The organism is Prevotellamassilia timonensis (assembly GCF_900106785.1).
GTDB lineage: Bacteria > Bacteroidota > Bacteroidia > Bacteroidales > Bacteroidaceae > Alloprevotella > Alloprevotella timonensis.
This window is the reverse complement of record NZ_LT629845.1, coordinates 811108-832242: the sequence shown is the minus strand read 5'-3', so window position 1 is coordinate 832242 and position 21135 is coordinate 811108. Positions and strand designations below refer to the sequence as shown.

General features: G+C 43.6%; 20 protein-coding genes and 2 tRNA genes. 14 read left to right on the top strand and 8 right to left on the bottom strand.

All coding sequences use genetic code 11. From position 1 onward, the window contains the following. Nucleotides 1-48: 48 nt before the first annotated feature. Nucleotides 49-2658, bottom strand: coding sequence for an endonuclease MutS2 (locus BQ5453_RS11890; protein ID WP_071123359.1), 2610 nt, complete (start codon nucleotides 2656-2658; stop codon nucleotides 49-51). A 171-nt stretch (nucleotides 2659-2829) separates the two neighbouring features. Here BQ5453_RS11890 and hpt point away from each other — a divergent pair, with 171 nt between their 5' ends. From hpt to pgeF, 4 genes are all read left to right on the top strand, one after another. Then, a complete protein-coding gene (gene hpt, locus BQ5453_RS11885) occupies nucleotides 2830-3366 on the top strand; it encodes a hypoxanthine phosphoribosyltransferase (protein ID WP_022102924.1) in 537 nt (178 codons plus the stop codon). 38 nt (nucleotides 3367-3404) lie between these two features. After that, entirely contained in the window at nucleotides 3405-3974 is a 570-nt protein-coding gene (locus tag BQ5453_RS11880; RefSeq protein ID WP_071123358.1) for an adenylate kinase, read from the top strand. A 106-nt stretch (nucleotides 3975-4080) separates the two neighbouring features. Further along, the gene (gene obgE / locus BQ5453_RS11875) at nucleotides 4081-5247 is read left to right on the top strand and encodes a GTPase ObgE (protein ID WP_022102926.1); all 1167 of its coding nucleotides are present in this window, start codon (nucleotides 4081-4083) and stop codon (nucleotides 5245-5247) included. 70 nt (nucleotides 5248-5317) lie between these two features. Next, nucleotides 5318-6127 carry a peptidoglycan editing factor PgeF gene (pgeF, locus tag BQ5453_RS11870; RefSeq protein ID WP_235860085.1) on the top strand — a complete coding sequence of 270 codons (810 nt, stop codon included), beginning with the start codon at nucleotides 5318-5320 and terminating at the stop codon, nucleotides 6125-6127. A gap of 117 nt (nucleotides 6128-6244) precedes the next feature. Here the strand turns inward: pgeF and uvrB are convergent, their stop codons facing one another. Beyond that, on the bottom strand, nucleotides 6245-8287 hold the full coding sequence (gene uvrB, locus BQ5453_RS11865; RefSeq protein WP_071123357.1) for an excinuclease ABC subunit UvrB: 2043 nt from the start codon (nucleotides 8285-8287) through the stop codon (nucleotides 6245-6247). 921 nt (nucleotides 8288-9208) lie between these two features. Between uvrB and BQ5453_RS11860 the strand changes: the two genes are divergently transcribed. The 7 genes from BQ5453_RS11860 (at nucleotide 9209) to BQ5453_RS11830 (ending at nucleotide 12582) form a co-directional block, all read left to right on the top strand. Then, nucleotides 9209-9282: transfer RNA gene (locus BQ5453_RS11860), tRNA-Thr, on the top strand. 14 nt (nucleotides 9283-9296) lie between these two features. Further along, nucleotides 9297-9369 (top strand) — tRNA-Thr (locus tag BQ5453_RS11855). Between the two features lie 252 nt (nucleotides 9370-9621). Next, a complete protein-coding gene (gene rpsF, locus BQ5453_RS11850) occupies nucleotides 9622-9963 on the top strand; it encodes a 30S ribosomal protein S6 (RefSeq protein WP_071123647.1) in 342 nt (113 codons plus the stop codon). A gap of 3 nt (nucleotides 9964-9966) precedes the next feature. Further along, a complete protein-coding gene (gene rpsR, locus BQ5453_RS11845; protein ID WP_071123356.1) occupies nucleotides 9967-10236 on the top strand; it encodes a 30S ribosomal protein S18 in 270 nt (89 codons plus the stop codon). 21 nt (nucleotides 10237-10257) lie between these two features. Then, on the top strand, nucleotides 10258-10707 hold the full coding sequence (rplI, locus tag BQ5453_RS11840) for a 50S ribosomal protein L9 (protein WP_022102931.1): 450 nt from the start codon (nucleotides 10258-10260) through the stop codon (nucleotides 10705-10707). 214 nt (nucleotides 10708-10921) lie between these two features. Then, a complete protein-coding gene (gene truA / locus BQ5453_RS11835; protein ID WP_071123355.1) occupies nucleotides 10922-11680 on the top strand; it encodes a tRNA pseudouridine(38-40) synthase TruA in 759 nt (252 codons plus the stop codon). Further along, a complete protein-coding gene (locus BQ5453_RS11830; RefSeq protein ID WP_071123354.1) occupies nucleotides 11680-12582 on the top strand; it encodes a DMT family transporter in 903 nt (300 codons plus the stop codon). Before truA ends, BQ5453_RS11830 begins: the two co-directional genes overlap by 1 nt. A 228-nt stretch (nucleotides 12583-12810) precedes the next feature. On the opposite strand, the gene BQ5453_RS11825 is transcribed toward BQ5453_RS11830, so the two are convergent. The 6 genes from BQ5453_RS11825 to ruvC form a co-directional block, all read right to left on the bottom strand. After that, nucleotides 12811-13287 (bottom strand): lipocalin-like domain-containing protein, encoded by a 477-nt coding sequence (locus BQ5453_RS11825; protein WP_071123353.1) that lies wholly within the window; start codon nucleotides 13285-13287, stop codon nucleotides 12811-12813. A gap of 1 nt (nucleotide 13288) precedes the next feature. Further along, nucleotides 13289-14821 (bottom strand): capsule assembly Wzi family protein, encoded by a 1533-nt coding sequence (locus BQ5453_RS11820; RefSeq protein ID WP_083361228.1) that lies wholly within the window; start codon nucleotides 14819-14821, stop codon nucleotides 13289-13291. Then, entirely contained in the window at nucleotides 14818-16821 is a 2004-nt protein-coding gene (locus tag BQ5453_RS11815) for a YgiQ family radical SAM protein (protein WP_071123352.1), read from the bottom strand. Before BQ5453_RS11815 ends, BQ5453_RS11820 begins: the two co-directional genes overlap by 4 nt. A gap of 119 nt (nucleotides 16822-16940) precedes the next feature. Then, nucleotides 16941-17258 (bottom strand): hypothetical protein, encoded by a 318-nt coding sequence (locus BQ5453_RS11810; RefSeq protein WP_022102938.1) that lies wholly within the window; start codon nucleotides 17256-17258, stop codon nucleotides 16941-16943. A gap of 87 nt (nucleotides 17259-17345) precedes the next feature. Then, a complete protein-coding gene (locus BQ5453_RS11805) occupies nucleotides 17346-17828 on the bottom strand; it encodes a hypothetical protein (protein ID WP_235860084.1) in 483 nt (160 codons plus the stop codon). A 37-nt stretch (nucleotides 17829-17865) separates the two neighbouring features. Then, complete coding sequence (gene ruvC / locus BQ5453_RS11800) at nucleotides 17866-18429, bottom strand: crossover junction endodeoxyribonuclease RuvC (RefSeq protein WP_071123350.1); 564 nt, start codon at nucleotides 18427-18429, stop codon at nucleotides 17866-17868. 126 nt (nucleotides 18430-18555) lie between these two features. Between ruvC and BQ5453_RS11795 the strand changes: the two genes are divergently transcribed. From BQ5453_RS11795 to mutY, 3 genes are all read left to right on the top strand, one after another. Beyond that, nucleotides 18556-18939, top strand: a complete 384-nt coding sequence (locus tag BQ5453_RS11795; protein WP_394365350.1) for a DUF1573 domain-containing protein — start codon at nucleotides 18556-18558, stop codon at nucleotides 18937-18939. 84 nt (nucleotides 18940-19023) lie between these two features. Beyond that, on the top strand, nucleotides 19024-20079 hold the full coding sequence (locus BQ5453_RS11790; RefSeq protein ID WP_071123348.1) for a mannose-1-phosphate guanylyltransferase: 1056 nt from the start codon (nucleotides 19024-19026) through the stop codon (nucleotides 20077-20079). Next, the gene (gene mutY / locus BQ5453_RS11785) at nucleotides 20079-21128 is read left to right on the top strand and encodes an A/G-specific adenine glycosylase (protein WP_071123347.1); all 1050 of its coding nucleotides are present in this window, start codon (nucleotides 20079-20081) and stop codon (nucleotides 21126-21128) included. Before BQ5453_RS11790 ends, mutY begins: the two co-directional genes overlap by 1 nt. The last annotated feature ends 7 nt before the right edge of the window (nucleotides 21129-21135 follow it).

Genomic DNA, 21135 nt, shown 5'->3' with positions numbered 1-21135 from the left:
ATGCTTACCATAATTTTGTGGTGCAGATTGTTTGTGGTGTCCTTGCGGTTATGCAAGGTCAACCACTGTTATGCCAGCACCGCCAAATTGTACATGCTCATCGTGAAAATGTTTGACACCGGGTACTGTTTTTAGATAATTGCGTACCAACTCGCGCAAGGCCCCAGTGCCAGTGCCATGTAATATGCGCACTTTTGATTGTTCCAGTTGTATGGCGTCATCAATAAAATATGACACAGCAGTCAATGCCTCGTCAATGTGCATGCCACGAATGTCTATCTCAGGCTTGAAATGCAGGCGTTTCTCGTACATAGCGTCGCGCGTTTCCTTGCTGACGAACGTGGCATTTTGCGTGAGAGCAGTATTTTCCTCTTTGGGTGCTTCGCAAGATTCGAGGCGGCTAACAGGCACTTGGGTGTAGAGCATGCCGAATAATACGCGCGCACTTTTGCCAGATATGCTTTCAATTCGTCCAATAGAAGATTGCCCTATGATGCGTACATAACTCCCGGCACGTAGGACTTTGTTATTGTTTGAAGGCGATACAGACGACTGACTATTACAGCTGTTAGAAAGATTGCGGAGTTTGGTTGCTGCAATTTTTTGTTCAGCCGCGCTTTTGGCTTTAGCACTGTCGCCACCGTCAGCTTTACGCTGTTGGCGACGTTGAATTTTGGCAATTTTGCGTGCAATGCGGTCTTGCTCGTCGGTATCTGTTTCAATTTGAGTCTTAAATTCGGCAAGTTCGTTCCTTAGATTTTTAGTCTTCTCCTTTTCAGCTTGCGCCTCGCGAATGTTTCGAATTGTATTTTCAATACGGGCATTCGACTGTTCTATTAAGTGTTTGGCTTCGGCTTTCGCATCAGCCATCACCCTTTTGCGCTCCAGCTGGAAGTCTGTCATCTCCCGTTCATACCGTGCGATGGTACTTTCTAATTGTTGTTCTTTTAAGGTAATGTTTCGGCGCTTAGCCTCCCAATACTCTTTGTTACGAACAATGTCCTGTACATATTTGTCGCTCATGACATAATCTTTCCCAACCAATTTTGAAGCATAATCAATCACGTCGGCGGGGATACCCATCTTTCGTGCAATTTCGATGGCAAAAGAACTACCAGGATTACCAACCTTAAGTTTGAATAATGGCTGCATCAGTTTGCTATCGTAAAGCATGGCACCATTTACTACAGCACGTGTCTGTTCTGCAAAATGTTTCAGATTTTGATAGTGGGTGGTAATAATGCCGAAATTCAAATTGTCAATGAAACGCTTAAGAATAGCTTGTGCCATTGCGCCGCCAATTTGTGGTTCAGTACCCCCTCCAAATTCGTCGATAAGCAGGAGACTACGCGAATTTGCAGACTTCATCATAACTTTCATGTTCTGAAGATGTGATGAGTAGGTTGACAAGTCGTTCTCGATGCTCTGTTCATCGCCAATATCTATCATGATATCATCAAAAATGCCTGGACACGAGTCTTCGCCGGCAGGTACAGGCATGCCGCATTGCAGCATATATTGCAACAATCCAACAGTTTTCAGACAGACAGATTTTCCGCCAGCATTTGGGCCAGATATAAGCAGAATACGCTGTCCTGGGCGCAGTTCTACATCAAGTGGCACAACCTTTCCTCCATGCTTGGCTAACGAGTGTTGTAGCAATGGGTGTATAGCACGCATCCAACTGATGCTTGGTTTTGGCTGTATGTTCGGCACAATAGCGCCAAAACTATTGCTGAATGCATTTAATGCTCGTAAAAAATCAACATGAGCCAAAAAGTGCAATGAACTTATGAGTTCAGGGATGTGTGGACGTATCTCAATGGTTATTTCCTGCAATATACGAATAACCTCCCGGCGCTCGGCTGCACGGAGTGTGCGAATTTTGTTGTTGGCATCAACCACGGCCGATGGCTCGATAAAGACAGTCTTTCCCGTTGCACTCTCATCATGTACGATGCCCTTTATTTTGCGCTTCAATGCAGGGGCTACGGGTATAACCAAACGCCCGTCGCGCAGAGTAGGGGTTACATCGCGATCAATATACCCAGATGTTTGAGCTTCGTTGATGATGGAGCGCAAACTATGGGATATACCTCTGGTCGTTATTTCAATTTGATGACGCAATGAGAGCAATTCTGGCGATGCTGTATCTTTTACCTTGCCATATTTGTTTAAGATATTGTCAATGCGTCGTATGATGTCGGGAAATACGGCCACGTCGCATGCCATCTTGCCCAAGGCCGGATAAAGGTACTTAATTTGTCCTCTGTTATTCTCGGTGTCCGCATCGGTTGTAGAAAGGGCTTCATCGTCAACCTTTTGGGTAAAAAGTTTTGCATACGACAGAACGGATGCGATGGAGCGTTTAAGATTAAACAAGTCGAGCTCTTCGAGAAATGTGCGTTCTGGACGCGCACGTAACAGAGCCTCGCGTACATCGAAAAATTCTGTTTCAACCTCCTCGTCAGTCTGTTCTTCAAATATTTTATATTCCCTTGCCTCGTCAAGGGCTTGTTTTATTTGTTCGAAGTCGTGCATAAAATGAAGTTCTTTATCAACCCATTCTGTGCCAAGACTTGACAAACATCGTCCTTTTAATAACGTGCGTATCTCGTTAAAGCCTATTTTACGTTCAAAATTTTCGGGATAAATCATTTATCTTGCTTGTATTTGAAGGCAAAAGTACAAAAAAAATAGTACTTTTGCAGCGAAATAATACGAGATTGCGCCGACAGTACGCGCTGACAACACCTCTTTTAGGACAGGTCTTGATGTGCGTGCGGCAATTCTGTTACAAAACTGTGGTATCTGTAAATACACAATCTGATGGGCAAAATTAAAGTACGTGACCGTAACTTTTCGGTATCAATACCCGAAGCAAAGATTAAAGCACGTGTGGCTGAAATTGCCTCGCAAATAAGCAAAGATCTGAAGGACAAGAAGCCCTTGTTCCTTGCTGTATTGAATGGTTCTTTCATTTTTGCAGCTGACTTGATGCGCGGCATTGACACACCGTGCGAAATAACGTTTGTACGAATGGCATCGTACGAGGGTACGGCGTCGACAGGTAAGGTTCATCAGTTGATAGGCTTGAAGGACGATATAAAAGACCGTACTGTGGTGATCATTGAAGACATCATAGACTCAGGATTGACAATGAAAAGCCTGTTGCAGATGCTCGCCGAGAAACAACCGCGCGACATACGTATCGCAGCCTTGTTGGTAAAGCCCGGCAATTTGAAGGTTGATTTGGATATCCCCTATTGCTGCTTCGAAATACCAAACGATTTCATAGTAGGCTATGGCCTCGATTATGATGGAGAAGGTCGCAATCTGCCGAGCATATATACGGTAACAGATTAGAACAGGAATCTTAACTAAACTAATATATAAACAAGACAATGAAGAATATTGTAATCTTTGGCGCTCCTGGTTCAGGAAAAGGCACACAGAGTGATTTGCTGGTGAAGAAGTATGGTTTTAAGCACATTTCAACAGGCGATGTGCTGCGTGCTGAAATCAAGAATGGAACAGAGCTGGGTAAGACAGCTAAGGGCTATATTGACAACGGTCAACTCATCCCCGATTCGTTGATGATTGATATCCTTGCCGCTACCTATGATTCGCTTTGCCCTTGTGAGGGTGTGATATTTGATGGTTTCCCCCGTACAATCCCACAAGCCGAAGCTCTGAAAAAGATGCTTGCCGACCGCAACACTGAAGTAGCTGGCATGCTTGAACTTGATGTACCTGAGGATATGTTGATGGAGCGCCTTATCAATAGAGGCAAAACTTCTGGTCGTGCTGATGATAATGCAGAGACTATAAAGAAACGCCTTGACGTATACAACGCACAAACGGCACCGCTCATCACTTGGTATGAAAATGAAGGGAAACGCCATGCTGTAAAAGGTTATGGCTCTCTCGAAGAAATCAACGCTGCTCTTTGTGCAGTGATTGATAAATTCTAATATTCAATTTGCTATTGTGACGCCTTGCCACACGTGCGAAACTCGTACGTGGCTTGGTGTCACATTTGCACTTTGGCAAAACGTCACATTTGCTTATTGAACAATTATGGCTGAATCGAATTTTGTAGATTACGTAAAAATATATTGCCGCTCGGGTAAGGGCGGACGCGGCTCAATGCATATGCATCGTGCCAAATATCAACCTAATGGCGGACCAGATGGTGGAGATGGTGGACGAGGTGGCAATGTTTATCTGCGTGGGAACCACAATTATTGGACTCTGTTACACTTGCGCTATGAACGTCATGTTTTTGCTGGAAATGGTGGAAATGGATCAAAATGTTGCTCACACGGCTCAGATGGCGAAGATAGGTACATCGACGTGCCGCCAGGTACAGTTGCTTACGATGCAGAAACTGGTAAGTATATTTGCGATGTCACCGAAGACGGACAAGTGGTGATGTTACTCAAGGGCGGTCGTGGCGGACTGGGTAATTGGCAGTTCCGTACTTCAACCAATCAGGCTCCTCGGTACGCACAACCAGGCGAACCAATGCAGGAAATGATGGTTATATTAGAGTTGAAACTATTGGCCGATGTCGGTTTGGTTGGATTTCCGAATGCTGGAAAATCAACTCTGTTATCAAGCTTGTCTTCTGCTCGCCCTAAAATAGCAAATTATCCGTTCACGACAATGGAGCCGAGCCTTGGTGTGGTGGCCTATCGCGATCACAAGTCTTTTGTGATGGCCGACATACCTGGTATTATTGAGGGTGCAAGTGAAGGTCGCGGGTTAGGTTTGCGCTTCTTACGCCACATTGAGCGAAATTCGTTGTTGCTATTCATGGTTCCTGGCGATACAGACAACATAGCCAAGGAATATAATGTGCTATTGGGCGAATTGTCTAAATTTAATCCTGGTATGCTCGACAAACATCGCGTATTAGCTGTGACGAAATGTGACCTGCTTGACGATGAACTCATGGACATGCTTAAGGCCGAATTGCCTAACGACTTGCCAGTAGTTTACATATCATCAGTTACTGGTTTTGGAATAGAACGACTAAAAGACATTCTTTGGGAAGAATTGAATAGCGAAAGCAATAAACTGCAGTCGGTTGCCGAAGGTGGGTCGATTGTGCATCGTGACCGTGAGGCCAGTGTCCTGGCCACCGATTTTGCCGATTGGCAAGCAGACTACGACATATCCGACGAAGATGATGACGATTCTGCCGACGAAGAAATATACGATATTGAAGACTTGGAAGACTAATAAACATATATAGTAATAGAGAGTACGGTTGTTTTTCTATTCCGTACTCTTTTTTCATATCTGACGCACTATGATGGAAAATAAGAGCTTGTTAAAATACGAACTTTCAAACGAGGTTACCGCATTCTCTACAACTCGTTTGTCCCCGTTTAATTTAAGTGGTGATGAGATAAACCAAATGGGTGCATATGCAGCTTTCAATGTGACACACTACTGTGGTGATGACAAGGGGAGGGTAGAACGCAACAGAGCATGGCTATGTGAAAAGTTGGGGGTTCCAGTGCAGAACCTATGGGTACCAAGACAGACACATACCTCTAATGTCCGCTGTATAGACAAAGCTTTTTTGTCGCTTACGCGTCAAGAACAGACAGACCTGTTGCAAGACATAGACGCTTTGATTACAGATGAGCCGAGGCAGTGCATTGGGATATCTACTGCCGACTGTGTACCCGTACTAATCCATGACAAAGTGCATCAAGCGGTTGCAGCCATACATGCAGGCTGGCGCGGCACAGTTAAACGTATCAGTCAAAATGCCTTGAGCATGATGCATGAAAAGTATGGAACCATTGCATCGGATTGTGTGGCCGTTATAGGTCCAAGCATATCGCAACAAGCTTTTGAAGTGGGCAACGAGGTTCGAATAGCATTCGAAGAGGCTGGATTTCCTACAAGCATAATCGATAATACAACATGGTCAAAGCCCCATATTGACCTATGGGCTGCCAACGTATATCTGTTGGAAGAGGCTGGCGTAAAGCTTTCAAACATACAGATTACCAATGTTTGTACTTATGTGCATAGTGATGTATTCTTTTCGGCTCGAAAACTGGGCATAAATTCAGGACGAATTTACTCGGCCATTTTCCTTAATTGAGCATGCTGAAGGGCTTGGCAGATGTATGGCTCTTGTGAGAGGCGGTGTGTCGTTTTGCCTTATGGGCGGAGTGCATATAGGTCGGTGGGCTGACACTCGAATTATATTGCAAAAAGTCTACTTATCCAATGAAAGTAATTCGTCACGCAGTTGAGCCGCCAATATAAAGTCAAAGTCTGCCGCTGCCTTTTTCATGGCTTTTTGCAGCCGTTCCTTCTTTTGTTCAATACTTTCAGTCTTTGTTTTATGCCCGTAGCTTGGCTTTGCCTCAGCGGCAATGCTTAAATCGCTGTTGCGTTGTATGTTATATGTGTTATGAGAGGCATCGGCTGCTTGCTTCATATTTTGCTTATTACGTTGCATTTCAACCAATTCATTGCTTTCAATCGGTTTGAAAATAGGCTGCGGTGTAATATGATGCGCCATGTTATAGGCAATCTGTTTTGTGCGTCTGCGGTTCGTCTCGTCAATAGTTTGTTGCATAGACTGTGTTATCTCCTTTGCATACATGATTACACGTCCGTTTACATTACGGGCTGCTCGGCCAGCAGTCTGTGTAAGCGAACGCTCGCATCGCAAAAAGCCTTCCTTGTCCGCATCAAGTATCGCTACAAGGGCTACCTCTGGCAAATCTAATCCCTCACGCAATAAATTGACTCCCACGAGCACATCGTAAATGCCTCGGCGCAGATCCTCCATAATTTGTACGCGTTCCAAGGTGTCAACGTCGCTATGAATATAGGCAGTATTGATACCATTCTTGAGCAGATAATCTGTTAGTTCCTCAGCCATGCGTTTTGTGAGTGTCGTCACCAACACGCGTTCTTCGTTCTCCTTGCATTTGTGAATTTCGTGCATTAAATCGTCTACGGGGAAGTCTGTGTCACGCACTTCGATGGGCGGATCGAGAAGTCCGGTCGGACGGATAACTTGGTCGACAACAACCCCCTCACTCTCTTTGAGTTCATACTCAGCCGGGGTGGCGCTTATATAAATGACCTGTTTGGCCATCTCATGAAATTCATCGAATTTGAGGGGCCGATTGTCAAGAGCCGCAGGTAGTCGGAAACCATAGTTGACAAGGCTTTCTTTGCGTGACCTGTCTCCTCCATACATAGCTCGGATTTGTGGCACAGTTACATGACTTTCATCTATAACAATCAGAAAGTCCTTCGGGAAAAAGTCGAGCAGACAAAATGGTCTTGTGCCAGGTTCGCGGCCGTCGAAGTAGCGCGAATAGTTTTCAATTCCAGCGCAATGCCCAAGCTCGCGTATCATTTCGATGTCATACTCCACACGCTCTTTCAGACGTTTGGCTTCAAGCATCTTGCCTTCTTCCTCAAATGCCTTTACCTGTTTGCACAAATCGTCCTGTATATTACGGATGGCAAGTTCTTGAGTCTCTTTTGATGTGAGAAAAAGATTGGCTGGGTACACCTTGTATTCATCATAGGTGTTGAGCCTTGTGCCCGATATGGCATCAATATCTTCAATGCTATCTATCTCATCGTCCCAAAAACATACACGTATCAATTCATCGGCATAGGCCAGATAAATATCAATTGTATCCCCCTTAACCCTGAAATTACCTGCCTTTGGTGCTACATCATTACGGGTGTACAAACTCGAAACGAGATGATTAAGCAGACTGTTCATGGAAAGTATCTTGCCAACCTTCAAGTCGATCACATTCTCATAAAAAGCCGCAGGGTTTCCCATGCCATATATGCATGATACCGATGAGACAACAATCACATCATTGCGTCCAGAAAGTAGGGCCGAGGTGGCAGCAAGTCTTAACTTGTCAATATCCTCGTTGATGGCAAGGTCTTTTTCTATATACGTATCAGTTGATGCAATATACGCCTCAGGCTGATAATAGTCATAGTAGGATACATAATATTCTACGGCATTATTGGGGAAAAATCCCTTGAATTCTGAATACAGCTGAGCCGCAAGCGTTTTATTATGGCTGAGTACTAATGTGGGTTTCCCTACATTCTTTATAACGTTTGCTATTGTGAATGTCTTGCCAGAGCCGGTTACGCCTAACAACACCTGTGCCGGGGTGCCGTCAAGTACGCCGTTTGTCAGTTGGCGTATGGCTTCAGGTTGATCGCCTGTCGGTTTGTATTTTGATTGTAAATCGAATTCTTTCATGATGACGTATTTTAGTCGCCAAAGTATAAAGTCTTTGCGACGCTAATTTTGTTGCCCCTTTCAAAGTGAGCATTATGCAAAGATACCGCTAAACACTTTCAATACAAAGCACATAACGCATTTTAATTGTTCCTGTAGCCTGGTCTATTGTATGGTTCTTACTAAGCCGCTACTTATCGAACACCCACAAGGGCTTTTCTTGCAAATTGTCTGCACTCTGCACTTTTATCCTAAAATATCTGATTTTAAGGTTGTTATGAAGTGTAGACACGGTTAATTACAATCTACACAACTATCTGCACTTGTCTACACTCTTCTACATTTGTCGGTACTATTAAACAGGTTCTTCTGCATTGCGAACCCGTATTTTCTGTATAGGGAAATAGAAAATTCAGTTGGAGCAATTAAATTTTCGCTCCCTCAATACAGAATAAATGCCCTGGCACAAGCGTTAGCGCATAATGTGTACACGGGTGTAGACAGCGTGTATGCTGTGCTGATGGTAGTGTATATGGAATGTATTGGTGTATACATTTCGTATTCTATTGAATATCAATGATATATTAACCAAAAGTGCAGAGTGTAGACAAAAACAGTGTAGATAATAAAAAGGGGAGACAAGTACCTAAATCCTGTTTTTGGGAAACCATTTTTTCGTGGTCTAATACTGTGTATAAAAACGGTCGTTTTGCGACTTTTGTTTGTATACCAAATAAAAATATACGCGTTTTTATTTGGTTACAATGACAGGAAGCATTATCTTTGCACTCGCAAAAACGAAAAATGAGGATTTACTCATTCGTAGTTGAGCACAATATTATGGGTAAGTGCTGCACGGCCAGCTCCCTTCGAATCCTCCAGGGCTTGACCGCAGCAAAGGTAGTTGGTTGTAGCGGCGCGATGCAGTTAGCTTACCCACCCGCCTCTTTAGCTCAGTTGGCCAGAGCACGTGATTTGTAATCTCGGGGTCGTTGGTTCGAATCCGACAAGAGGCTCAAAACATGACAAGGCCGAAATGGCTCAGTTGGTAGAGCAATTCATTCGTAATGAATAGGTCGCGGGTTCGAGTCCCGCTTTCGGCTCGAAGGGCAGCAGCAATTTTAATAAAGATTGTTGCTGCCTTTTTTCAGAGTTGTTTGTGGGGCATGCGCACAGCGTATTCGTTCTTTTTGTGTTTGGTTGTACTTGAAAGTACGGTCATAATTGTCGTGAGAACGTAAAAATGAGCAGTTTGTGGCAGATTTTTATGGCTTGTATTTGCTCGGACGAAAAGAAATCCTTAATTTTGCACCGCAATTTTGCAATATAAAACCTATTAGTTCATTAAAATTATGATGAATCAGTACGAAACCGTTTTCATTATGACTCCCGTTTTGTCTGACCAACAGATGAAGGAAACGGTTGAAAAATTCAAAGGTATTCTCACCGCTGCAGGCGCTGAGATTATCAATGAAGAAGAGTGGGGACTCAAGACTATGGCTTATCCCATTCAGAAAAAGTCCACTGGCTTCTATGAGTTTATCGAATTCAAGGCTGAGCCTAAGGCTATTGCCAAGCTCGAAATCGCCTATCGACGTGACGAACGCGTAATTCGTTATCTCACTGTAAAGAACGAGAAGTACGCAGCAGAGTATGCTGCAAAACGTCGTAACAAGTTTAACAAGAAGGAGGACTAAAAAATGGCACAAGCACAATCTGAGATTCGTTATTTGACTCCCCCCACTGTGGATGTCAAGAAGAAAAAGTATTGCCGTTTCAAGAAGAGCGGTATCAAGTACATTGATTACAAGGATCCTGAATTTTTGAAGAAGTTCTTGAATGAGCAGGGTAAGATCCTTCCCCGTCGCATCACAGGTACTTCATTGAAGTATCAGCGTCGTGTGGCTCAGGCTGTAAAGCGTGCCCGTCACTTGGCTCTCCTTCCCTTCGTAACCGATTTGATGAAATAATAACAGAGGAGGTAATAAGATATGGAAATTATATTGAAAGAAAACGTTATTGGTCTGGGTTATAAGGACGATATCGTAACAGTAAAGGACGGTTATGGCCGTAACTACCTTATTCCTACCGGCAAGGCTATCATTGCATCTGAATCAGCTAAGAAGGTGTTGGCTGAAAACTTGAAGCAGCGTGCTCACAAGTTGGCCAAGATTAAGGCTGACGCTGAAGCTTTGGCTGCTAAGCTTTCTGCTATTGAACCCATCAAGATTGCAACAAAGGTTAGTGCAACTGGCGCTATCTATGGTTCTGTAAATGCACTTCACATTGCTGAGGCCCTGAACAAGCTCGGCTTCGAGATTGATCGTAAGATCATCACTGTAAAGGATGTGAAGGAAGTTGGTTCTTATACAGCTACAATCCACCTCCACAAGGAAGTTCCTGTTGAAATTCCTTTCGAGGTTGTTGCTGAAGAGGCTTAATGCTTCTCTGATATAAGCACAATACAGTTTTGTTTACAAGCAAGCAATGCAAACTCATGTTCTAAATATGGGGTGCGTTGCTTGTTTTCGTTTATAGCTTGGGGCTATATTGTCAGAAGAGAGTGAACAGATATGCCCGAGTACGTGCTTTCAATGTGGACATGATATCAGCTGATTGTATAAAATAATTTTGAACACCTACTTATCTACTTATATGCGATATTTTATATACCTCTCGTATGATGGCTCTGCATATCATGGCTGGCAAATACAGCCAAATGCTATGAGTGTACAGGAGAAACTGAATGATTGCTTGCGCAAATTGCTTCGCGATGCAAACTGTAGTGTTACAGGGGCGGGGCGTACGGACGCGGGCGTTCATGCTCACATGATGGTGGCACACTTTGATTCAAGTAGCGAGATTGATGGTTCGTGGTTGACTGACAAACTAAATAGAATTCTGCCACAGGATATTGCAGTCAGTCGAGTTGTAAAAGTACGTGACGACGCACACGCACGATTTGATGCAAAGGCGCGCACCTATCACTATCGGATATATACTAAAAAGAATCCTTTTGAAAGGCAATATGCCACACGCATAACTTACCCATTGGATTTCGATTTGATGAACGAGGCGGCTAAGTATCTACTTCAGGTTAACGACTTCACGAGTTTTTCAAAATTACACACGGATACTAAAACGAATATATGTCGGGTTGTGTGTGCACATTGGAGTAAAATAGATGACGACTTGTGGCAATTTGAAATTACAGCAGACCGTTTCCTTCGTAACATGGTGCGTGCTGTTGTTGGAACATTGATTGAAGTTGGACGAGGACGAATGACTTTGCAAGACTTTAAGTCGGTTATAAAAAAGAAGGATCGTTGTGCTGCAGGAGATTCAATGCCTGGAAATGCACTTTCGTTGGTAGATATAAAATACGACAATACAATATTTGAGGAGATAGAGTGATGTGGATATTTCTGGCTTTTTTATCAGCTTGTTTATTGGGTTTCTATGATGTATTCAAAAAGCAATCATTGCAGGGCAATGCTGTATTGCCTGTGTTGATGATTAATACATCGGTATGCGCTCTATTCTTCCTGCCACTGATTGTGTCTTCGGCTTGCGGCATGAGTATGGTTGTACCTTGTGGCGGGTGGCATGAACATACCCTGGTATTAGTTAAGGCTGTGATTGTGCTTTCGTCGTGGGTATGTGGCTACTATGCGATGAAGCATTTACCCTTGACTATTGTAGGTCCTATAAATGCTACTCGACCAGTAATGACGCTCGTCGGTGCCTTGCTCATATATGGTGAGAGTCTAAATCTATGGCAGTGGGCAGGTGTCCTACTGGCAATAGTTTCGTTTTTCTTATTAAGTCGAAGTGGTAAAAAAGAGGGTATATGTTTTTCACATAATGGTTGGATATGTTTATTAGTGATTGCAGCATTTCTTGGTGCTATAAGTGGCCTATATGACAAATATTTGATGGCTCCAGTAACTGAAGGTGGGGCTGGATTAAACCGCTATTTTGTTCAAGCTTGGTATAATCAGTATCAGGCTGTCATGATGACCGTTGTAATGCTGCTGATATGGCTTCCACAACGCAAACGCACATCTCCCTTTAAGTGGCGTTGGAGCATTTTGCTGATTTCGTTGTTCCTAACGGCTGCTGATATGGCCTATTTCTATGCTTTATCATGTCCAGGTGCCATGATAGCAGTGGTATCGATGGTGCGTCGTGGCAGTGTTATTGTATCTTTCGCTTTTGGCGCCATGCTAATGAAGGAAAAGAATCTTCGGTCAAAAGCCATTGATTTGTTCTTCGTGCTTTTAGGTATGATATGCTTGTTTATAGGCAGTAGATAAGTTGTTTTACATGAATTGGAGCAATGTTTGTTACAGATGTTTAAGCTGACGAACGTGTGTAACGAGCTACGAGACTTAAACTTATGGGGCAACAATGTACCAAGGTATTTCGACCAACTCTGAATATGATGGTATAAGCTAATTTTGAAAATCTACTTTATGCATCGTCAACATCAAGGCTTATGCTGTTTTTGAGAGATTTGTCTATTTCAGAATAAGTGGCAACCTTTAATGTAGTTTATAAAACACCAAGCTGTCATTTTCAGAGCATAAAATCATGCTTGACGATGTCAGTCTTTTAATGTCATAATTGCTTGCATTGCCTCGTATGCCAATGGATTGTAAAATGCTGGTGTTAGCGTCTGTCAGCAGACTGTCTCGATCGCGGAAGTGTATGTAGGTTTTTGTGATTTGCAATCGATCCTTGTCGTAGTTGAAGCGTGCAATGGTTTCGGTGGTATGGCCATTAAGCATTGCTGTTGAAGTTATAGATAGAAGATTAAGTTGAAACTTCCAGTATATGCCTTCTGACCGTTTGTCTGTGTATTCGCTATAATAGTTGCATGTCGAAAAAGGCTTGCTGTACATTTCCTCTAAACGCCACATGCCATCAATGGGGCCATTTGTTGATAGCTTGGAACATGACGTTGCGCCCATTATGGCCAAACCGCAAACCAGTAGCAGATGCTTGATGTGTATAATCATATTATTTTGTAAGAAGTCCGGTTTTTGAAATATTGAGTTGAAATCCTGTATTGTTGCCAACAAGACTGCCTCTGTCAAAAGCGAAAGCTGCGCCAACATGCCAACCGCTTGTGCGTAGCTTGCCAAGGCGTTCAGGACTCCATCTCACGTCTAATAACAGGTCGTGTGAGGTGTGTGCACGATAAAAAGGGGTGTTGTATGTGCCCAAACTGCGTTGGTGGCTGTAGAACATACGGTAACTGAGAAAGGGCAAAGGTTGGCCTGCAATAGCCAAGTGGTGCGACTTGAAACGATTTGATGTGAAGGTGAGGTCGGCGGTGTGGTTGTAAAGTGGCGAACTAAAAAGAGGATTGCCAATAGCCTGTCCCCAATGTTGCCAGCCACAATAAAGATTGTGATTGTAGTAATTGTCGCCAGCACTTATTTGGTCGGGTATGGCCTCGGTGTGGTCGTGGTAGAGTGGTCCACTTTGGTAGGTTGTTTTAAGATACTCATACACGACGTTACTTACGAACCGATTTTGTGGAAGTTTGATTTCAAAACCTACCATGCCGTCAAGCCAACCATATTGCAAGAACATTTGCGAGTGATCTTCGAAAAAATGATCGTAGTAACAGCTAACACTCCAATTACTTGCTTGCCAGGTTAGGCGTGCCAACCAACTGCCCAGGGTGTTGCCTGCGGCATTGCCGTATTGTTCGCCATCAGTGGGGTCGCTACCCAGGGCGAATAAAGCTTTTGCAAAGTCCTTGAACCCGTGGCTGAGATGTACAGGTGAGTTGCTTTCATTGCCGTCCCAAGTAAGACTCTTATATGAGACGCCGCCAAACATGGTGGCCATTTCTAAGCCACCTTCGAATAATAACGGAAACTTCTGTGCATTGCCTAAACGTAGAAATCCCGATTTTGTATGTAGTATGGCCTTCTTTGCATAATGGGCGAGTGGGTCATTTCTTGTGTAGTCAGCTTGGAAACCGCCGTCGGTTGTAAGCCCGTAGCTAATATGTCCGCGTATGGCTGCCCAATGGTGGCGCTTACCTGTGATGTTCCAATATTCTGGCATTTCAAGTCGCACTTCTGGCATGGGGCGAGAATTGATGCCCAATGTCTGTCCACCGCTACTGAGTTGTTGGTTTTTAAGGTTTAGCGAATGTTGTTTGGCACCTATCGTGAGCCGCATCAGTTTATAGTCGAAGTCGGCAAATAGTTGCTGTATATGGAGTGTGCTTTCGTTGTTATATGCAATAGCGACATCAGCACCATAGCCAATTCGCCATTTGTGCAGTGAGTCTACTGACGCGTCGCGCTTGATGGCCGTTCTTAGATAACCATTGTTGCCATTAACCGATGGCAGACCATAGCGGTTAGAGGCCAACCAAAGTGGTGAGTCGCCATGCGAGAAGGTAGCGTTCATCTCGATGTCGTAGTGCATTTGATGTGCACTGCGTTCGAGCGCATTCTGTGCCCAGCATGCATTTGAACAATTTACGCCGCACATGGCTAATGCAGCAACAGTTATTTTGAAAGGTCTCATTTGCGATTACTCTTTGAAGTTGTCTTGTTTTTAGGCTTACGCTTGTTCGCTGGCACATTGCGTTGCGTGTAGTTGCTCCTTTTCTGGCGTGACATTCCGTACCCTTCCTTACGCTCTTGATTTGCGTTGTATGAGGCGTTTTGAGGGTATAAACGTGCAATGAGATCAGGTCGCCCTATTTTCCTAAGTTCACTAATGATGCGTTGGCGCTCTTCGGGCTTATACCAGAAGAAAAACATGCGTTGCTTAAGTTTCTCTTGAGGTGTGTGTGCAGAATAGACGGGCTCAAGTGTGTAAGGGTGATACCCCGAATACCATGTTTCGGTGGATACTGTCATGGGAGTAGGCGTAAAGTCTTGCACTTGTTCAAGCTGAAAATTCATGTCACGCGTTTCAGCAGCCAACTCAGCCATGTGCACTTCGGTACAACCAGGGTGCGAGGATATAAAATAGGGTATGATCTGTTGATTAAGTCCAGCCTCGCGGTTTATTCTGTCAAACACTCTCTTGAATTCATGGAATAGCTGAAATGACGGCTTCCGCATGTATTTAAGCACAGCGTCAGACGTGTGTTCGGGTGCCACTTTCAGTCGGCCAGACACATGGCGCGTAATCAGTTCTTTTGTGTAGGCTTGCGCAGCCAACACTAATTTATCGTCCTTGTAATGGTGAAGCAGCAAGTCGTATCTTACACCGCTGCCAATAAAGCTTTTCTTTATGCCTGGTATGCTATCAACAGCCTTGTAGATGTCGATAAGTGGGGCATGGTCAGCATTAAGATTTGGACAAACTGCTGGTGAAATGCAAGAGGGGCGTTTGCACTTGCCGCAAAGTTCTTGGTTTTTGCCCCTCATTTGGTACATATTAGCGGACGGTCCTCCGAGGTCGGAAAGATATCCCTTAAAGTCTGGCATTTGCGTGATATGGCGTACCTCCTTAAGGATACTTTCCTTTGAGCGACTCATTATAAACTTGCCTTGATGGGCAGAAATGGTACAGAATGCACAACCGCCAAAGCAACCTCTGTGAATGTTGACAGAGAATTTAATCATTTCGTAGGCCGGTATGCGTTTCCCCTTGTATTTGGGGTGGGGCAATCTTGTATACGGCAGGTCGAATGAATGATCAATTTGCTTTGTCGACATAGGTGGGTATGGTGGATTAACCACAACATACTTGTCACCTAAGGCCTGCAAGATGCGTTGCGGGTGTAATTTGTTGCTTTCCTCTTCAATGTGTTTGAAGTTTTCGGCATAATGTCGTTTGTTGACCAAACAGTCTTCATGCGAATATAATTCGATGTCGTCCTCCTTAAAACCACCTGGAATGTCAGTTGGTAATTGCAAACTCACTGTTTGCTTGATAGGATACTTACGCAAGAGGCTATTAAACTGTTTGGTGGAGCAAAATGCTTCGTCGCGTCCGTGTAGTAAGTGCTCGTCAATGGTTCGGCACAGATCTGTCATGGGCAACTCTCCCATGCCATAAACGATTAGGTCGGCCTGACTTTCGGCCAAGATACATGGCTTTAGTTGTTCCTTCCAATAATCGTAATGCGTCACACGTCGGAGTGACGCCTCAATGCCGCCAAGTACGACGGGTACGTCGGGATAAAGTTGTTTGAGAATCTGGGAGTACACAATAGTAGGGTATTCCGGACGCATATCGTGGCGGCCGTCAGGACTATATGCGTCTTCAGAACGCAAACGCCTGTTGGCTGTATACTTGTTAACCATAGAATCCATACAGCCGGGCGCAATACCGAAAAACATGCGTGGGCGACCGAGCTTCTTGAAATCTCGAAAATCACCATGCCAGTCTGGCTGTGGAACTATGCAGACACGATACCCCTCATATTCGAGCAGGCGGCCTATAACGGCTGCCCCAAAGGAAGGATGGTCAACATACGCATCTCCTGAAAATAAGATTATGTCTGCTACGTCCCAGCCACGCAGTTCCATTTCTTTACGTGTGGTTGGGAGCCAGTCTGTTAATTGCATGTTTATTGTTTTGTGTGGATAGGAAAAATTTGTTGTATGGTTCGGCAAAGTATTCTGTCAGAGATTATGTGAACGGGAATAAGTTGTCAACAAAATTTCTGTAGGGGTAGGGGATTTGCTTATTCGACCTCAGTAACATTTGAAGCGTTTGCAGCCCACTGACTGTATGTGGCAATAAGATTTTTAAGACCATAAGCCTTCATCTTGTCGTGGTATATGACATCGATGCACAAGTCGAGAAGGTCTTTTGAGTTCTCGGCCATAGAGGCGATGAGCGAGCGAATGTTAAGCTTAAGTTTGTCGAGCTCGGCTTCAGTTATGTAGCCCGTTGAGCCAACGAGACCGTCAAACAGCCCATACTTCCTAATAGTTTGTAGATTTTGTTCGGTAACATTAAGGTGGCGTGTGCCACTCTCGTTTAATTGGATGTCGTACATGGAATTATGTGAGAATTAGGTTTATAATTATATGTTAGGTATTTGCTACATAAAGTCATTCCAACTTTGATGATGAATGTTCAACAGCTATTTCCTTAGCTGTGATATAGCCGCGGCGTATGCTTTGTGCCAGTCAGTATCTAAAGAAAAAGGAGTGAGTTCGTTGCCATCAGTCATAAAGGACATTGTGGTATCTTTGTCAGGGTCGTTGAACAACGGATTTGAAATGGAGGCATCGGTAAACATGAGAATGCGTTGTTTGCGTTTGTCGTCGCTTAATCGCTTGCTTTTTACGATGTCATCAATAAATAAAGTGATAAACTCCGACATATAATATGCTTGTGTGTCAAGCAACGCCGAAGGAATTGTGTCTGAAATTTCAAGAGCCTTGCTTTTCATATAGGTCAAAGCCGTACGTTTGAATTGAGCGATTTGTACGTTTGTAAAATTGCTGGTAGGGTTGTTTATAATCCGGGTAGCACTGCCCAAGACAAGATTATAAACATCTTGAGCCTCAGCATTCGCCGTGCCAAGGATTAAGCCTAAAACGAGGATAAATATATGTTTCATAAGGTAGGCTTTATAAATATAATAGCGTAAGCAACATTTAGTGTATCCGACTGGCATTTTGTTTGACAAATGCGGCCCAGGAATGTGGCAGTTTGTCTGTTGTTTCGGGACGTCCACTCTGAAGGAAGTGACAATATGCTGCGCCTAATGCATCAGTAGCATCATAAAAAGGCAGCATGCTTTCGTCGGGAATGTGTAGCATACGTTGAAGCATAGATGCCACTTGTTCTTTGCTCGCTTGCCCGTTTCCGGTGATGGCCTGTTTGATTTTAAGTGGAGCATATTCGTGTATGGGCACATCGCGACTTATGGCAGCGGCAATAGCCACACCTTGTGCGCGTCCAAGTTTGAGCATACTTTGCACGTTTTTACCAAAGAAGGGAGCCTCAATAGCCATTTCATCTGGTTTGAACGCTTCAATTATGCCAAGCACTCTTTCGTGTATTCTGCCTAATTTGAGGTAAACGTCTTTGCACTTTCGCAAATCGATCACCCCCATGGCTTCCATCTTAGCTTTATTACCGCGGAGCTTAATCACGCCATACCCTAAAATGTTTGTGCCTGGGTCTATTCCGAGAATTACTTTTTCGAGTGTTGCCATACTGCAAAAGTACGTATAAACACGGAATTTGTCGTATTTATTTATGCAAAATTTTATCATTCAAAGATTAACTTGTACATTTGCATTGTTCAAGTATATTCTTTAAGGAAACATTATAATCGAAATATGAATATGAAACGTTTGTTTTCTTTGATGGTTGTTGCACTCTTCGGAATGAGCGCGATGGCACAAGCGGTTATTAAATTTGAAAAGACCTCAATCAACTTAGGAACGTTCAAGGAGGACAAAGTACAAACTTGCGAATTTGTATTTGTAAATACAGGTGACAAGCCCTTGGTCGTACAGCAGGCATTTGGGTCTTGTGGTTGTACGGTGGCAACTCCTCCCAAAGATCCCATTGCACCAGGAGCAAAGGGCGTGATAAAGGTGTCCTATAATGGTAAAGGCAAATTCAAGGGCTTCTTTAAGAAAGCTATAACAGTGCGCTCTAACGCCTCAAACTCTATTGTCAGAGTGTATGTGCAAGGCAATATGGAAGTAGATGACTGATAAGGGCGTATTTGTCAACCAACCAACTTGTTAACCCATTACCCACAGGTTTTGCCAACGGGTTATTAAATAATATCATTCACAATGAACGAGAACAATTATTTGGTGATACTTGCTGGAGGTGCTGGTAGTCGCTTCTGGCCTATTAGTAGTGAAGAACTGCCAAAGCAGTTCCTCGACATCTTAGGGTGTGGGCGTACATTGATACAGTTAACCTTGGAGCGTTTTAACGGCTTGATACCCAAAGAGAATGTATGGGTGGTCACAGCTGAGAAGTATCGGGAAATTGTTATGGAACAACTTCCTGAAATCCCTTCAAGCAATATTTTGTGCGAGCCTTGTCGCCGCAATACAGCCCCCTGTATTTGCTATGTTAGTTGGAAAATAAAGAAACTCAATACAAAAGCCAACATTGTTGTCAGCCCGTCAGATCATTTGGTGGTAGACATACAGGCTTTCCAGTCGGCAATTGACGATTCCTTGTCTTTCGCTGCAGAAACTGATGCGGTCGTTACTTTGGGGCTCAAGCCCACTCGTCCTGAAACAGGATATGGCTACATTAAAGCGGACCTTACTTATTCGTCATCGCGCAAACATAATATTTTTAGAGTTGACGAATTTAAGGAAAAGCCCACGTTAGAGGTTGCAAAGGAGTATATCCAAAGTCCTAATTATCTGTGGAATTCAGGTATCTTCATTTGGAATGTAAACACCATTATAAACGCGTTCAGAGTGTATGAACCAGAGGTCTCGTCCATCTTTGAAGGACTTATGCCTTACTATGGTACGGACAAGGAACAAAATAAGATAGACGAATCGTATCCTCAGTGCAAGAACATATCGGTTGACTATGCCATATTGGAAAAAGCAGAAGAGATATTTGTATTTCCAGCCTCTTTCTCTTGGAGCGATTTAGGTACATGGAATTCTTTACGCGAACAGTCTGATATGGATAAATATGGTAATGTATGTATCGGAGATAACATCAAATTATATGATACATACAACACGATAGTTCATACGTGCAACAAAAAAGAGGTTATAGTCGAAGGCCTTGATGGATATGTAGTTGCTGAGAAAGAGGGGAAATTGCTCGTATGCAGATTGTCCGAAGAGCAGCGGATTAAGTTATTCCACTAATGAGTGAACTATCTTTTCCACAGTTGATATTGGCATGGTATGCACAGAATAAACGTGAACTGCCATGGCGAAATATCTCCGATCCCTACAAAATATGGGTGTCGGAGATTATTTTGCAACAAACTCAAATAGTACAGGGGCATGACTATTACTTGCGCTTTTTGAACACCTTCCCAACTATTGAAAGTCTCGCTAATGCTTCAGAAGATGAAGTGTTACGTGTGTGGCAAGGACTTGGCTATTACAGCAGAGCACGCAATATGCACAAAGCCGCAAAACAAATAATGGAGAAAGGTGGCGTATTCCCACAGGATTACGACAATGTGCGTGCCCTAAAAGGTGTTGGCGATTACACAGCTGCGGCAATATGTTCGTTTGCATATAATATGCCATATGCTGTAGTCGATGGCAATGTCTATCGTGTGCTCAGTCGGTATTATGGCATAAGTGTACCAATTGACACCACTCAAGGGAAAAAGCATTTTGCTGCATTTGCACAGCATATTTTACCAAAACAGCAATATGCCGATTACAACCAAGGCCTTATGGACTTTGGCGCCACCCAATGCGTGCCGTCCAATCCCAACTGTGCGCAATGTATATTGAATGATACTTGTGTGGCTGCAAATGAACACAATGTGGGTGGATATCCTGTAAAATCGCGCAAAACAGCTCAAAGACAAAGGTTTTTTGTGTATGTCAAGGTGGTCACACCCACAGGCACATGGTTGCATCGCCGTAGCAAGAAAGATATATGGAAGGGCCTGTATGAATATTTGTTGTTAGAGTTTGATCACAAACCAGACATCAACGAAATACAACAGGCTGACGACATCAAATCTATAAAGTCAAAGGGCGCTTGGAGTTTCCTGCACGCTGAAATAAAGCATGTGCTGACTCATCAAATCATTTATGCCTCGTTGTATAGCATAAAATTTGACGTCCCTGTCCATTTCGACGGAACCGGTTGGACACTGGTCGAAGATTCGAAACTTGCACAATATGCTATGCCACAGTTGATATACAAGTTAGATAAGTCCGAAGTGTAACTCAATT